Origin of the sequence: Bradyrhizobium sp. (genome assembly GCF_049512235.1) — a bacterium.
Taxonomy (GTDB): domain Bacteria; phylum Pseudomonadota; class Alphaproteobacteria; order Rhizobiales; family Xanthobacteraceae; genus Bradyrhizobium.
Genome location: NZ_JBEKXH010000129.1, coordinates 1 through 15,224, shown reverse-complemented (window position 1 = coordinate 15,224; position 15,224 = coordinate 1). Strand labels below are relative to the sequence as shown.

Annotated in this window: 10 protein-coding genes and 1 tRNA gene; 8 read left to right on the top strand and 3 right to left on the bottom strand. The window is 64.2% G+C overall.

Annotated features, from left to right (window positions below; translation table 11 throughout):
- The 3 genes from ABSG20_RS14185 to ABSG20_RS14175 all read left to right on the top strand — a co-directional run.
- Window positions 1-2,722: efflux RND transporter permease subunit (locus ABSG20_RS14185; RefSeq protein WP_423865133.1), on the top strand; the 2,722-nt coding region annotated here is incomplete at its 5' end.
- Window positions 2,722-5,820, top strand: a complete 3,099-nt coding sequence (locus ABSG20_RS14180) for an efflux RND transporter permease subunit (RefSeq protein ID WP_423865132.1) — start codon at window positions 2,722-2,724, stop codon at window positions 5,818-5,820. The genes ABSG20_RS14185 and ABSG20_RS14180, both read left to right, overlap by 1 nt.
- Window positions 5,821-5,909: 89 nt before the next feature.
- Window positions 5,910-6,647 carry a tRNA-uridine aminocarboxypropyltransferase gene (locus ABSG20_RS14175; RefSeq protein WP_423865131.1) on the top strand — a complete coding sequence of 246 codons (738 nt, stop codon included), beginning with the start codon at window positions 5,910-5,912 and terminating at the stop codon, window positions 6,645-6,647.
- Window positions 6,648-7,005: 358 nt separating this feature from the next.
- Here ABSG20_RS14175 and ABSG20_RS14170 read toward each other — a convergent pair whose 3' ends face one another.
- Entirely contained in the window at window positions 7,006-7,254 is a 249-nt protein-coding gene (locus tag ABSG20_RS14170; protein ID WP_423865130.1) for a hypothetical protein, read from the bottom strand.
- 579 nt (window positions 7,255-7,833) lie between these two features.
- Here ABSG20_RS14170 and ABSG20_RS14165 point away from each other — a divergent pair.
- From ABSG20_RS14165 to ABSG20_RS14155, 3 genes are all read left to right on the top strand, one after another.
- Window positions 7,834-10,443, top strand: coding sequence for a PAS domain-containing protein (locus tag ABSG20_RS14165; RefSeq protein ID WP_423865129.1), 2,610 nt, complete (start codon window positions 7,834-7,836; stop codon window positions 10,441-10,443).
- On the top strand, window positions 10,434-10,862 hold the full coding sequence (locus ABSG20_RS14160; protein ID WP_423865128.1) for a response regulator: 429 nt from the start codon (window positions 10,434-10,436) through the stop codon (window positions 10,860-10,862). Before ABSG20_RS14165 ends, ABSG20_RS14160 begins: the two co-directional genes overlap by 10 nt.
- A gap of 86 nt (window positions 10,863-10,948) precedes the next feature.
- A tRNA-Cys gene (locus ABSG20_RS14155) sits at window positions 10,949-11,022 on the top strand.
- A 287-nt stretch (window positions 11,023-11,309) separates the two neighbouring features.
- Here the strand turns inward: ABSG20_RS14155 and ABSG20_RS14150 are convergent.
- Together ABSG20_RS14150 and ABSG20_RS14145 are read right to left on the bottom strand one after the other, a co-directional pair.
- Entirely contained in the window at window positions 11,310-11,627 is a 318-nt protein-coding gene (locus tag ABSG20_RS14150) for a hypothetical protein (RefSeq protein ID WP_423865127.1), read from the bottom strand.
- A gap of 164 nt (window positions 11,628-11,791) precedes the next feature.
- The gene (locus ABSG20_RS14145; protein ID WP_423865126.1) at window positions 11,792-11,983 is read right to left on the bottom strand and encodes a hypothetical protein; all 192 of its coding nucleotides are present in this window, start codon (window positions 11,981-11,983) and stop codon (window positions 11,792-11,794) included.
- Between the two features lie 265 nt (window positions 11,984-12,248).
- Between ABSG20_RS14145 and ABSG20_RS14140 the strand changes: the two genes are divergently transcribed.
- Complete coding sequence (locus ABSG20_RS14140) at window positions 12,249-12,494, top strand: hypothetical protein (protein ID WP_423865125.1); 246 nt, start codon at window positions 12,249-12,251, stop codon at window positions 12,492-12,494.
- Between the two features lie 298 nt (window positions 12,495-12,792).
- Window positions 12,793-15,224: M1 family metallopeptidase (locus tag ABSG20_RS14135; RefSeq protein ID WP_423865124.1), on the top strand; the 2,432-nt coding region annotated here is incomplete at its 3' end.

The window sequence follows — 15,224 nt, the reverse complement described above, 5'->3', positions numbered from 1 at the left end:
CGATGCGCCGGTGCTGACGCTGGCGCTGACCTCGGACACCATTTCGCTGCGCGCCATGAGCGATCTGGCCGATACCATCCTCGGCCAGCGCCTGAGCCAGATTTCCGGCGTCGGCCGGGTCTCCGTGCTCGGCGGCCTCAAGCCGGCGGTGCGGGTGCAGGCCGACCTGACGCGGCTCGCGGCCTATGGCATCGCGATGGAGGATCTGCGCAACGCCATCGCAGGCGCCAACGTCTCGGGTCCGAAGGGATCGCTCGACGGCGCGCATCAGGCCTACACCATCGCCGCCAACGATCAGATCGCCGCGGCCGACGCCTACAAGCCGATCATCATCGCTTACCGCAACGGCGCGCCGGTCACCATCGGCGACGTCGCCGTGATCGTCGACGGGTTGGAGAACGATCGCACGGCCGGCTGGTACCAGGGCACGCCGGCCGTCATCATCGATATCCAGCGCCAACCCGGCGCCAACGTCATCGACGTCGTCCGCCAGATCCGCGCGGAAATCCCGAGACTTCAGCGCGCGATCCCGGCCGGCCTGAACCTCAATGTGGTCAGCGACCGCACCGTGACCATTCGCGCATCGGTCCATGACGTGCAGTTCACTCTGGTTCTCAGCGTCGTGCTGGTCACGCTCGTGGTGCTGTTGTTCCTGCGCTCGCTGCGCGCGACGCTGATTGCCGGCGTGGCGCTGCCGCTGTCGCTGATCACCTCTTTCGGCATCATGTATTTTTCAGGTTTCAGCCTCGACAATCTGTCGCTGATGGCGCTGACGATCGGTACCGGTTTCGTGGTCGACGACGCCATCGTGATGATCGAGAACATCGTGCGCCACATGGAGAACGGCGAAAGCGCGATGCAGGCCTCGCTGCGCGGCGCCAGCGAGATCGGATTCACGGTGATTTCGCTGACGGTATCGCTGATCGCCGTTTTCATCCCGCTGTTGTTCATGTCGGGCCTGGTCGGCCGCATGTTCCGGGAATTCGCGCTGACGCTGACGATCGCGGTGGTGACCTCGGCGATCGTGTCGCTGACGCTGACGCCGATGATGTGCTCGCGGCTGCTCAGGCACGCCGGCGGGGAAACGGCCGTCCCGGGCCTCGCCGCTGTCAGCGGCCTCATCGACCGCATGGTCGATTTCTATCATCGCACGCTGTTGTGGGTGCTGCGGCGCCAGCGCGCCACCATGCTGGTGACGCTGGCGACCCTGGCCGCGACCCTGATTCTGTATGTGGTGGCGCCCAAGGGATTCCTGCCCCTGCAGGACACCGCCTCGATCACGGCCGTGACCGAGGCCGGTCCGGACGTTTCCTTCGCCGAAATGCAGCGGCGGCAGACCGAGGCCGCGGCCGCGATCAAGCTCGATCCGGATGTGATCGGCGTCGTCTCCGTGATCGGCGCGGGCTCGGTCAACCCGACCACCAATGTCGGCCGCCTGGTCATGACCCTGAAACCGCGCGGGCAGCGGAGCGATGACGTCGCCGTGGTGGTCGCGCGCCTGAAGCGGCTGGTGGCGCCGATCCCGGGCATGACGGTCTATTTCCAGCCGGTGCAGGATGTGCAGATTTCGACCCGGTCCAGCCGCTCGCAATACCAGTACACGCTGACCGGCACCGACGCCGCGAAGGTCGGGCGGTGGGCCGGCCAGCTCGTTTCCGAACTGCGCCGCGATCCCTTGTTCCGTGACGTCTCCTCCGAAGCGCAGGAGGGCGGACTGCGCGCCGCGCTCGACATCAACCGGCAGCGCGCGGGCCAGCTCGGCGTCAGCCTGCAGGCGGTCACCGACACGCTCAATGACGCTTTCGCGCAGCGGCAGATATCGACCATCTACGGGCAGGCCAACCAGTATCGCGTGGTGCTGGAAGCGCTGCCGATGTATCAGCGCGATCCATCGATCCTGTCCAAGCTCTATCTGCCCGGCGCACTCGATGCCCAGGTGCCGCTGTCGGCGGTCGCGACCCTGACGCGGACCACGGCGCCGCTTTCGATCTCGCACCAGGCACAGTTTCCGGCGGTCTCGCTCAGCTTCAATCTCGCGCCCGGTGCGGCGCTCGGCGAGGCCGTCGAAGCCGTCAAATCGATCGAGGCCGATATCGGCATGCCCGGCAGCATCGTCGGCCTCTACGCCGGCGACGCCGCCGAGTTCTCGAAATCGCTGGCCGGTCAGCCGTGGCTGATCCTCGCGGCGCTGGTCACCATCTACATCGTGCTCGGCGTGCTCTATGAAAGTTACATTCATCCGATCACGATTCTCTCGACGCTGCCGTCCGCCGGCGTCGGCGCCATCCTGGCGCTGATGCTGTTCGGACAGGACCTCAGCGTGATCGGCCTGATCGGCATCATTCTGCTGATGGGCATCGTGAAGAAGAACGCCATCATGATGATCGACTTCGCGCTGGAAGCCGAGCGGAACCAGGGCATGTCCGCGAGCGAAGCGATCGTGCAGGCCTGTCTGTTGCGGTTTCGTCCCATCATGATGACGACGCTGGCGGCGTTGTTCGGCGCGCTGCCACTGGCAGTGGAAAGCGGCACCGGCGCCGAGTTGCGATTTCCGCTGGGCATTTCGATCATCGGCGGACTGCTGCTGAGCCAGTTGCTGACGCTTTATACGACGCCGGTGATCTATCTCGCGCTCGACCGGGTCAACCGCCGTATCGAGAGCGCGCTGCCGCCGGTCGGACCCGAGCTGCCGCTGCCGCCGGCGGGAGCGGGGATGCACTGATGGCATCGATCTCGGAGCCCTTCATCCGCAGGCCGGTCGGTACCACCCTGTTGGCGATCGGGCTGTTCCTGGTCGGGGTGGTGGCCTACGTGTTTCTCCCGGTAGCACCGGTCCCCAATGTCGACTTTCCCTCGATCCGGGTTTCCGCGTCGCGTCCGGGCGCCGATCCCTCGGTCATGGCGGCGACGGTTGCCGCCCCCCTGGAACGGCGGCTCGGCGAAATCGCAGGCATCGACCAGATCACCTCGACCAGCTCGCTTGGCTCGACCAGCATCCAATTGCAGTTCGCCATCGGCCGCGACATCGACCGCGCCGCGCGCGACGTGCAGGGCGCCATCAACGCGGCGCTATCAGATCTGCCGAGCGACCTGCCGTCCTTGCCGCGCTTCAGGAAAGCCAACACCGCGGCGGCGCCGGTCTTCGTGCTGGCGCTGACCTCGAAGACGATCCCGACCAGCGCGCTGTATGACATCGCCGACACCGTGCTGGCGCAGCGCCTCTCGCAGGTTGAGGGCGTCGGAGAAGTCAACGTCAGCGGCGCCGACCAGCCCGCGGTCCGCATCGCGCTCAATCCGGTGGCGCTGTCGAACGCCGGCATTGCCACCGAAGACGTCAGGCTGGCGATCGTCAACGCCAACCCGCTGGGGCCGGTCGGCATCTTCAACGGCGGCCGCCAGAGCGAGACCTTGTCGGTCAACAGGCAGATGCGAACCGCGGCCGAGTTCCGCGACATCGTGATCAAGAGCGCGAACGGCAACTTCGTCAGGCTCGCCGATGTTGCGGAAGTCGAAGACTCCGTCCGCAATACCAGGTCGATCGCCTGGTTCAACGAGAAGCCGGCGATCCTGATCCAGATTTCCAAGCAGGGCGATGCCAACGTCATCGACACCGTCGATCGCGTCAAGGTGTTGCTGCCCGAACTGCGGCAGTGGATCCCCGGCGGCGTCGATATTTCCACGCTGGTCGACCGTACCGGAACCATCCGGGCCAGCGTCGAGGACATGCAGTTGACGCTGTTGGCGACCGCCTTCCTGGTGATGCTGGTGGTGTTCGTCTTCCTGCGCCGGATCACGCCGACCATTGCCGCAGGCATTTCGGTGCCGCTGGCTTTGGCCGGCACCTGCGCCGGCATGTGGCTCGCCGGCTTCTCGATCGACAATCTGTCGCTGATGGCGCTGGCGATCTCGGTCGGATTCGTGGTCGACGACGCCATCGTCATGATCGAGAACATGTACCGCAACCTCGAGCACGGCATGCGGCCGTATCAGGCCGCTCTCGAGGGCGCCCGGCAAATCGGCTTCACCGTGCTGTCGATCAGCCTGTCGCTGATCGCCGCGTTCGCGCCCCTGGTTTTCATGGACGGCGTCGTCGGCCGGTTGTTGCGGGAATTTTCGCTGACCCTGACCTTTGCCATCGTGGTTTCCACCGTGGTGTCGCTCACGATCACGCCGATGATCTGCGCCCAATACATCAAGCAAGCCACCTCCGACCGCGCCAGCTGGTTTGATCGCATCGTCGAAGGCTCGTTGTCGCGCATGGTGGCGTTTTACGGGCGCACGCTGCGCTCCGCGCTGGGTTTCCCGTTTTTGACCTTGCTGGTGTTCTTCGCCACCATCGCGTTGACTGTGACGCTTTATATCAAGATACCGAAGGGATATTTCCCTACGGACGACTCCGGCCTCGTGATCGGCTCGACGCGGGCGTCCGCCGATATCTCATTTCAGTCGATGCTCGGGCTGCAGCAGCAGCTGGCCGACATCGTGATGGCCGATCCGGCCGTCGCGGGTGTCGGCTCGATCCTCGGCGGCGGCGGTCCCGGCGGCGGTTTCAATCGCGGCACGATGTACATCGATCTCAAGCCGGCTGCGCAGCGAGGTGGATTGACCACGGCGCTGGTCATCGATCGGCTGCGCAGAAATCTGGGCATGGTTGCCGGCATAAGGCTGTTCATGTACGCCGCGCAGGATGTCCGCGCCGGTGGGCGGCAGAGCGATTCCGACTATCAATATACGCTGTCGAGCAGCGATCTCGATCTGCTGCAGAAATGGGCGCCGATCGTCGCCAAGCGCATGGAGACCACAGACGGCATCACCGGCGTCTCCAGCGACCGCGACCCCGGCGGGCTGCAATTGAGGCTGTCGATCGACCGGCGCGCGGCCTCGAGCCTTGGCGTGCAGGTGCAGGACATCGACAACGCGCTCAACAACGCGTTTTCCCAGCGCCAGATCTCGATCGTCTACACCCAGCGCAACCAGTACATGGTGGTGCTGGAGACCGATCCGAAATTTCAGAACGATCCCTCCGACCTCGACCGCATTTTTGTCGCCGGCGCCAACGACATCCAGGTGCCACTATCGGCCATCGTGCACGCCAGGCGCGATCTGGCGGCCTTGGCGGTGGCCCACACGCAGTCGTTTCCCTCCACCACGGTGTCGTTCAATGTGCTCCCCGACGTGCCGCTGGAGATCGCCACCACCAACATCCAGCGCGCGGTGGAGGAATTGCACATGCCCGAGGGCATTCGCGGCAGTTTCGATGGCAACGCGGGCGATTTCGGCAAAACCAGCGCACGACAGCCGCTGCTGATCGCGGGCGCGCTCGTGGCGATGTATATCGTACTGGGCGTGCTCTACGAGAGCCTTGCCCATCCCCTGACCATCATCTCGACCCTGCCCTCGGCGGGCCTCGGCGCGCTGCTGGCGCTGCAGATCGCCAGCACGCCGCTGACGGTCATCGCCTTTATCGGCATCATCCTCTTGATCGGCATCGTCAAGAAGAACGGCATCATGATGGTGGATTTCGCGCTGGAAGCCGAACGTCACCACGGGCTGTCCGCCGGGGATGCGATCTTCGAGGCCTGCATGGTCCGCTTCAGGCCGATCCTGATGACCACGATGGCGGCGCTGTTCGCGGGCGTGCCGCTGGTGCTGGCGACCGGGCCTGGTACCGAACTGCGCCGGCCGCTCGGCATCACCATCATCGGCGGCCTGTTCGTCTCGCAGATCCTGACGCTGTACACGACCCCGGTGATCTATCTTTTGATCGACCGGCTGCGGCGGCCGCGCGAAGCCAGAGCAATCGCGGCGCCCGCGGAATAGGTGCTCCGCCTTCTCTGCTAGGGGGCTTCGGCGCGACAAGGGGGATTTGGGTTGTTGTAGCGCACCGCCACGCAGCGTATAGCGGGCGCATGTCAAAACCATCCGAGCTCGTTAGCGGGGCCGCCGCGGCCGAGGCGAGCCCTGCGTGTCCGCGCTGCCTCAAACCAGAGGCGCTCTGCATTTGCGACAGCGTCGCGCCGATCGAGAACAGAATCTCGCTGTTGATCCTGCAGCATCCGCAGGAGCAGGACAGGGCGCTCGGCACCGCGCGGCTGACTGCGCTGCATTTCCCGAAGGCGGTGCTCAGAATCGGCTTGTCGTGGCCGAGCCTGTCGAAGGCGCTGGGACGGAAGGTCGCCGATCCCTCGCGCTGGGCGGTGCTCTATCTCGGTTCGGCCGATGTCGCCGGTCTCGAAACCGACCGCGATATCGTCGCCATCAACCGCAAGGGCGAAATCGAGGATAACCAGCGCGCCATCTTGAAAGACATCGAAGGCATCGTGCTGCTCGACGGCACCTGGAGCCAGGCCAAGGCCTTGTGGTGGCGCAATGCCTGGATGCTGAAGTGCCAGCGCGTCATCCTCGGGCCCAAGCATCCCTCGCGTTACGGCAAGCTGCGCCGCGAGCCGCGCCGCGACGGCCTCTCCACCATCGAGGCGGCGGCGATGATGCTCGCAAGCCTCGAAAAGCGGCCCGATATCGCCGAGCAGCTGAACGCCAGCTTCGAGCGGATGCTGGCCAGCTACCGCGAGGCCATCGACAGGCTGCCCGAACTCGCGCCCAGGCCGAAACCAAAGCGGGACTACCGCCGCCGCAAGCACGCCTGAGCGGGCCGTCGGTTGCTTATGTGTGATCAGATAGATCGATTCGAACAGAAAGTGCACAGTATTATTTGTAGATAGCGGGATTGACAGCCCCGAAACACCAGATCTAGCCGTCGGGCTATCGGTCATCCGGCGCGGCGCCAGCGCACGCCAGCCGCCAGGGTGTGCGGCGCAGAAGGGCCGGCGTGTGGTTTTGGAAGACGGTGTTGAATGCCACCAGCGCAACATCACCGCCGAACCATATAACTTTGAAGTCGAGCCATTTGCTCGACACCCATGAGCGGCCGAAGGGTACCGCCAAAATGCCAATTCCCTTCTTGAGCGAAGCCGCGTTGGCGCCCCGAAGCGATCTCGTGGCCGGTCATCGGCGGCGGGCGACAGCGACACCCAGGAGAAACGCGACCAGCAGCGAACCAAGCGGCGCTTCGCGCGCGATGTTACTCAATATGCTCAAGGGCATGCCGGGCTTCCGACCCTCATCTATCGCGTTGCTGACACGATGGATTGTACCTTTCGCAGCTTCGGAGACTTCAGCGAAGGTTGATTTCGGCGCTGGAGCGGGGTCCAAGCCTTCATAGACGAATGGGGGCTGCGGGCTATCATCGCTCACGATCAAATCTCCGGACCTGTCACAGAGAATCAATCCGGCAGCGATTCGTTCCCTCGAATCCGTCTGTCCCGGATTGATCAACGCCTCGGTCGTTGTTCACCGACGTGTCCTCAATTGCCTTGCTGCGGAGTAAGGAAGAGCGCATAGAATCAGGTCTGCCGCATCGTTCTGACCATTCCAAATGGATCCAGCGACATGATCGTCCGCCGCTGGACCTTCGATTTTGATTTGGTCTGATCGACCGTCGGCGCGGTGGAGGGATGCTTGCGCCCGTTCGCCGGTCAGCGTGAATGTGCGGAGACCCGGTAAGAGGCCGGCATCGATCGCGGCGACGAGGTGCGCGCCGCGCGGAACGGAACCCTGGCGGAAAAGCCCGGTTCAACGATGAGTAGGGGCATGAGAGCGTCGCTGCTGAGGCCTGGGAACACGGGCAGCGCTTGTTCCTGCTGACAGGGTCTTCCCGGCATGTCGGTAAATTCATCGAACAAGCCATGGAAACCCCCGATGCGAACGCCGGCAACCCTGAGCGCTCGACCTGAGTCCCTCGTCGCAACGCCTGTCGCCTCAGGCGTTGCGGGGATGATCGGGCTCATGGTTCTGGCCGGATGGACCTTCGACATCCCGGCGCTGAAGTCGGTGGTGCCCGGCTTCATCTCCATGCAGCCATGGACGGCGCTCGCCATCCTTCTCGCCGCCGTCGCGCTCTGGTTGGCGGCTTCGGATCGGGGCGGCGCCCGGGCGGCGTCGGCCATACCTGCGATCGCGCTGGCGATCATCGTTGGACTACCGCTGGGTCAATATGCGACCGGCGGGAGCCTCGGTACGGATCTCTGGCTGTTTCCGGGGGACGTGCTCAGAGCCCAGACCATTCCCTATCCCAATCCAGGGCGCATGTCGCCGCTGACGTCGATAGGGCTGACGACGCTCGCCGGGGCGTTGGTGCTGGCACCTCGCGTGAGATCCCGAATCGGGCAGGCCGTCTTCTCATCTCTGGCGTCGGTCGGATTGGCGCTGACCTTGACGTCGGTCCTGGCCTACATCCTTCGCCTGGAATCGCTGGATAATTTGGTCCTTCACAATCAAATCGCCATCCCCACCGCGCTGGCGCTCGCAGCGCTCTGCGCCGGCACGCTCGCATTGCGTCCAGACGCCGGCTGGGTGAGCGTCGTCGCCGCACAGGGCAACCCCGGCTGGTTGGCCGCCGCACTGTTCGGCGGCGCCGTTATGCTTCTCGTGTTCGGCTCTGAGGCCGCGGTGACGGCGGGGATGGCCGCCCGCGGCATCTCGAATGCGGGCCTGGCGCTTGCGACGCTGCGCTCAACCTTGGCGGACGCCGAAACCGGTCAGCGCGGATACCTGCTCACCGGCAGGGAAGACTACCTGCAGCCCTATGACGCGGCGCGTGCGCGGTTGAATGGCGAACTCACAACCGCGGAAGCCTCGCTCGCCCTGGTTGACGCGCCGCCACCGCCGCTCAGACAATTGCGGGCGCTGGTCATGGAAAAAATGTCCGAGTTGGGGGAGAGTATTGCGCTTCGCCGCGCCGGCGATCAGGCGGGGGCGCTTGCTCTGCTGAACAGCGGTCGTGGCAAAGCCCTCTTGGATGCGATCCGTTCCATGGCGGACGGCTTTTTGCCCACCATGAGAACAGCCGGCTCGTCCAGCGGCGCACGTGCCGAACTGGCTGCCGCGATTGCTGCGTCGGGCGCCGTAGGACTGGGAGCGCTCGCCTTCTGGTCCTTGATCGCCGCGGGCCGGGTGCGCCGCGAGTCCCATGCAACGATCGCCGAGAGCGAGGCGCGACAGCGCGATCTGCTCGCGACGCTCGCGCTCGGCACGTTCATGGCGCGCGATCTCAGAGGCACCATCCTCTACTGGGCCGACGGTTGCGCGCGCCTCTATGGCTGGACCTCGGACCAGGCCGTGGGCAGGTCCGCGCAGGAGTTGCTCGGCACGGTCTTCCCCGTTCCTCCGCCCGAAATCGAGGCGACCCTGATGCGCGCCGGCGAGTGGATGGGCGATCTGCGCCACCACGCCCGCGATGGCCGCGAACTCCTGGTGACCGCCTACAAGGTGATGCGCCGCGGCACTACCTCGGAACGGCCGGTGGTGCTCGAATTTCTCACCGATGTCACCGCGCTCCGTCAGGCCGAGGCTGCGCTCGCAAACAGCCGGGCGCTGATGCGGACGGTGATCGAGACGACGCCCGGGCTCATCTACGCCAAGGACCGGCAGGGATGCATGATCCTGTCCAACCGCGCGGTCGCGGCGCTCATCAATAAACCTGAGAATGAACTGGAAGGGCGAACAGACCGGGAATTCCTCGACGATGCCGCGCAAGCCGAGGCGGTCATGATGAACGATCGCCAGGTCATGCAGACCGGCGTCCCGGAGCAATTCGAAGAACTGGCCGGCGAAGCGAACGGACGGCCTCGGGTCTGGCTTTCAACCAAATCGCCAATGCGCGACGCTGCCGGACAGGTCATCGGCATGGTCGGCGTATCGATCGAGATCACCGAGCGAAAGCATGCCGAGGACCGGCTGCACCTGATGGTCGACGAACTGAGCCACCGGGTGAAGAACACGCTGGTCACGGTGCAGGCGCTCGCAGCGCAGACGCTGCGCGCCGCCGATCCGGAAATTTTTCGGGCGCTGGAGGGGCGGCTCAAGGCGCTTGCCGCGGCGCACGACGTGCTCACGCGCGAAAGCTGGAAGGACGCTGATCTCCACGAGGTGATCGAGCAGGCGCTGGCCTCGTTTGCGGTGGCGGGAGCGGGCCGCTTGCAGATATCTGGCCCAAGGTTGCGGCTGCAGCCGCGGGTGGCGGTAACACTCTCGATGGCGCTGCACGAGTTGGCGACCAACGCGATCAGATATGGCGCCTGGTCGGCCGCATCCGGGCAGGTGAACCTTCGCTGGGAGATCACGGGCGACGTCGAACCGCGTCTCCTCATGATCTGGTCGGAAGCGCAGGGGCCGCCGGTCACGGCGCTCCCTCGGCGCGGTTTCGGCACGCGGATGATCGAGCGCAGCCTCGCCCAGGACCTCGGTGGGACGGCGCAGATCGTCTTCCATCCGGGAGGCCTGACCTGCGCGATCGATGCGCCGCTCGCCGGGATCGCCGCGGTAACGGGTGTCATCCCGCTGCCGCGGGTCGGCAGCATGCAAGGAAACGAAACATGGCATTGACAGGCAAGCGCGTCCTCGTCGTCGAGGACGAAGCACTGGCGGCGATGCTGCTCGAGGACATGCTGGGAAGTCTTGGCTGCGAGGTTGTTGCCGTCGCCTCGCGTCTGGACGCGGCCGAGAAGCAGGCGCAGGAGGCAACGATCGATGTCGCAACGCTCGATGTCAACCTCGCCGGGCAAATGAGCTACCCGGTCGCCACCATCCTGCGCTCACGAAACATACCGTTCGTGTTCGCGACCGGTTACCGATCGATCGCTCTGCCCGCAGGACTTAATGACGCCATCGTCCTCGCCAAGCCGTATTCCCAGGACCAGCTGGCGAAGGCCTTGCTGCGAAGCCTTACCGAACACGCGGCTTCGCCCCAGCATGATCCGCTACCGCCGGCGACGCTGGGTCAGACGAAATCAGGCCAGGGGTGAAATGGAGTTGGACGCCAGGCGCAAGACACGCCCTCGGCCGTCGGTTGCCTCTGACCGCGAGGGCGTATATGAGTTCGCGCCCATGGGGCCACGTGGCGGAGTGGTTACGCAACGGTCTGCAAAACCGTGTACACCAGTTCAATTCTGGTCGTGGCCTCCATTCCAAGCGCCTCTTCTGGTCAAGCAAAATTCGCGATCGGTTTCAGCCGATTCGGCCTATGACCGGAATGCCGGCATGCCGCGCCAACCGTGGCGCCGCTTCCATGCGGGTCTGGTCGAGCGTTTCTTTGAAGCGAATCATATCAAGTCGATATCGTAGGGTGGGTTGAGCTCTTCGCGAAACCCACCACTTCCGTCGCCGCGATGGGTTTCGCGACCAGTTCGGACATGCGTCCGATCTGGTCACTCTACCCATCCTACAACTGATCAGTTTCAGGGAATCGGTCGCTAATCGAGCGCCCGTATCGCCGGCCCGAGCGCGGTCTCGGCGGGAGCCGCTTCGCAGCTGCCGGGCGGCAAGTAGAGTACGGGACCGTAGTGGCGCACCCGATGCAAGAACGGTCCCCAGTCGGCCGCCGGATAGATCAACGGCGCCGGCGATTGCATGCCGCTGACGCTGCAGTCGCCGTACACCACGGGGCCATTGTCGTAATGATGCCAACGCGCCCGAGCTTCGGCCGTGCCGGCAATCGCGGTCAGGCTTGCGGCGAGGATGGCTATTGAAGCCAATGTCATGGCTGTCTTGGGTATGGCCGACCTGTTCATGCTCGATCCTCGGAACCCGGAGCCCATACAAACGACGCCAGCATGGGATGGTTCCACACCGCAGCGCATCGAAGAACTTTCGGCCGTTTTGCGATCATGGTTTCGCGGCGCCCGCTCCGGCCGCTTGATCCGGCGCTTCCAGAAAACCTCGAACGCGGGTGCGATCAGCAGGCCGCGTACCAGCCTGCGGGAAATGGTATAAGCGGCCAGGCCGGCTGGTTGTCGTTGGCGGCCTTGGGGGGCGGACTGTATTTCGCGGCGTAGGCGCTTGTGTGAGCCATGATGCCCTGCTCGGGGGTTGGAGCCATCGCCGTTCTCACGGCATCCAGCAATCGGTCGAATTCAGCTTCGCTCATCGCGCTCTCCGAAAGATTCGGGAGCGCACAGTCTCAGAAGTTCTTTTTCCCCGGATTGAATGGATCGGTCAAATTGTATCTATCCACCGCTCGCGCTTGCCTTGGTTAAATTTGTCTTGATGTGAGCTGCGCCGGCCAACCCTAGACCGCCGCGGCTTGGCCAAGTGTGGGCAAGATCACATCTGACGAAAAATCATTCCGCTATTCACGTTCATGACGCGGCGCCGTGGTGGTGCCGGACCACCTTTCCTTGGGAGGCCCAATCATGAAGGCAGGATTTGTCGGATCTTGGGCGTTGGCAAGCCGCGCCAACCTGGCTTTGGCGCTCACTTTGTTCGCAACCGGCTCCGCACTGGGGGCGCCCGGGACGCCCGGGCAGAAAAAGGCCTGCACGCCCGACGTCTACCGGCTTTGCCCCGGCGAAATTCCGAACGTCCGGGCGATCACGGCCTGTCTGCGACGCCAGAAGGCGAGCCTCAGCGACGCCTGCCGGGCGGTATTCGAGCAGTGAGCATCCGGCAAAAGATCGCCGTGCCATAGACAGAAGTTTCCGCCACGAATGTGTAATACTTCACATAGCCTCCCTGTAGCTCGGCGTATCTTTCCTGCGACGCTCGGTGCGCGTGTGGGAGCGACGCGCAGCGCACGTCTCGATCACCTTCTCATCGGATTGCGCTGCCTCGGCGAGGGCAGCACAATGGTCCCAGCGTGATCTGCTGTATGGGAGTGCTGCGGAGGAAGTCATGGCGCGAATTGAACTGCCGCGAAACGTAGTGCCCGTTCACTATGATGTTGAAATAGTACCTCGCGTGAGCGCGCTCTCCTTCAAGGGACGATCGACAACGACCGTCAATGTATTGGAGCCGACCTCGATCATCGCCCTCAATAGCGTCGGGCTCGAATTCAAGTCGATCGAATTGCGAGGCAGCCAGGGTGTCCGCATCGGGACGCCGGTGATCGATCCGGCAAGCCAGCGGGTCACCCTCCATTTCGACGAACGCATCGAGCCCGGCCTTTACGACCTGGCGATGGACTATCTCGGTAAGATCAATGAAAGCGCGGTAGGGCTCTTTGTCACGGCTTACGATACGCCCGCAGGCCGCCGCCACCTGCTGCTGACCCAGTTCGAGGCGGTGGCAGCGCGGCGCTTCATGCCGTGCTGGGACGAGCCCGCGCACAAGGCGACATTCTCGGTAAGCGTTGCGATCAAGGCAGGCGAGACGGCGGTATCGAACATGCCGGTGGAGCGAACAGAGGCCTCGGAGTCCGGCCTCAGTTTCGTGCGATTTCAGCGTAGCCCGGTGATGTCCTGCTACCTGCTGTTTCTGTGCGTCGGGGAACTGGACCGTCTGGAAACCAATGCCGGGGGCATTGCCGTATCCGTCTTGTCGAGAGCGGGAAGCGCCTACAAGGGCCAGTTCGCTCTGGAGAGCGCGGTCAAACTGCTCGACTATTACAACGACTATTTCGGCACGCCGTATCCTCTGCCCAAGCTCGATCTGGTGGCCGCCCCCGGCGGTGGCGGCTTCTCCGCGATGGAGAATTGGGGGGCCATCCTTTATTTCGAAACGTCGCTACTGATCAACCCCGCGCTCTCGACCGAATCGGACCGGCAGCGTGTGTTCGTGGTCGTGGCACACGAGATGGCGCACCAATGGTTCGGAAATCTGGTGACCATGCAATGGTGGGACAATCTTTGGCTCAACGAGGGGTTCGCGTCATGGATGGAGAACAAGGCCACGGACAGGTTCTATCCGCAGTGGTCGATGTGGCTGCAATCGGAGTCGGCCCGGCAAAGGGCGATGCAGCAGGATTCCCGGGCCACCACCCATCCGGTGGTGCAGGACATCGAGAGCGGGGAGCAGGCGGACCAGGCCTTTGACGACATCACCTATCGCAAAGGGCAGGCGGTGATCCGCATGCTCGAAAGCTACGTCGGAGAGGGGGTCTTTCGGCAGGGCGTTCGCAGCTACATGAAGCGCTACGCCTACAAGAATACGGTGACCGACGACCTCTGGGCCGAGATCACCGCCGCCGGGGCGAGCGACATCAAGACCATCGCCGATGATTTCACGTTGCAGGCCGGGGTGCCGTTGATCAGCGTCGAAAGCGCAGCGAATGCAGGAGATGGCGTCAAGCTGTCGTTAAGACAAAGCCGGTTCGCGCTGGACGCGGACTCCGGCAAGCCCCTGGTCTGGCATGTTCCGGTGATCGCAGCATCGGTGTTCGGCCGCAGGGCGCCCGCCAGCATCCTCACTTCCGGCCTCGATCCGCTGCAGGCCGAGGTGGCTGGCGCCTTGCCGGTCAAGATAAATTATGGCCAGGGGGCGTATTACCGGAGCAAGTATTCCGACGAATCCTTTCGCCAGCTGGCCGGAGCATTCGATCGACTGGCGCCCGGCGATCAGTTGGGCTTGCTGTACGACATATGGAGCCTGGGAGAGGCCGGGGACATGCCGATCTCGGCCTATCTCGACCTGACCCGCCGGATGAAGGCTGATGCCGAGAGCGTGGTCTGGAGCCAGGCGATCGAGACCTTCCTGTCTATCGATGGCCTCTACCGCGGCCTCGGCGGCAGGCAACGCTTCGACGCCTATGCGATCCGCATCCTCGGGCCTGCTTTCGCGGGGGTAGGGTGGGACCGGCGGTCCGGCGAGGCTGACAATGTCGCCGTCCTGCGCGAGCAACTAATCGGGGCGCTCGGCCGTTTGGGGGATCCGGCGGTGATTGGCGAGGCGCAGGCCCGGTTTGCCGAATTCCTGGCCCATCCGGACGATCCCTTGAGCTTGCCGTCCTCGATCAGGCAGCCCGTCCTCAGGGTCGTGGGCTTGAGGGCGGATCGAGGCCTTTATGACCGCCTGTACGATCTGGCGAAGGCAAGTGTCGATCCGGTGGCCAAGGACCAGTATTTCGTGGCCCTGGCCGGCGCCCGCGACCAGGAGCTGGCACAACGCAGTCTCGACATCGCGCTGGGAGGCGATGCGGCGACCGCGACCGGACCGGTGATGATTTCTCGTGTCGCCCTGGACAACGCTCCGCTCGCCTGGAGCTTTGTTCTGGACCACCTCAAGGAATTGAACGCCAAGCTCGATGCGATGCAGCACCTGACGTTCGTTCCATCGATCGGCGCTCAGAGCCTCGATGCGGCCATCCTGAAGCAACTTCGGGAGTTCATCGACGTCAACGTGCCCGAAGCCAACAGGGCGCAGGTGGAAAGGTTCTACGCGGATTTGGCATTCCG

Coding starts and splice junctions, on each gene's coding strand:
- ABSG20_RS14180 (WP_423865132.1), top strand. CDS start 2,722: ATGGCATCGATCTCGGAGCCCTTCATCCGCAGGCCGGTCGGTACCACC.
- ABSG20_RS14175 (WP_423865131.1), top strand. CDS start 5,910: ATGTCAAAACCATCCGAGCTCGTTAGCGGGGCCGCCGCGGCCGAGGCG.
- ABSG20_RS14165 (WP_423865129.1), top strand. CDS start 7,834: ATGATCGGGCTCATGGTTCTGGCCGGATGGACCTTCGACATCCCGGCG.
- ABSG20_RS14160 (WP_423865128.1), top strand. CDS start 10,434: ATGGCATTGACAGGCAAGCGCGTCCTCGTCGTCGAGGACGAAGCACTG.
- ABSG20_RS14150 (WP_423865127.1), bottom strand. CDS start 11,627: ATGAACAGGTCGGCCATACCCAAGACAGCCATGACATTGGCTTCAATA.
- ABSG20_RS14145 (WP_423865126.1), bottom strand. CDS start 11,983: ATGAGCGAAGCTGAATTCGACCGATTGCTGGATGCCGTGAGAACGGCG.
- ABSG20_RS14140 (WP_423865125.1), top strand. CDS start 12,249: ATGAAGGCAGGATTTGTCGGATCTTGGGCGTTGGCAAGCCGCGCCAAC.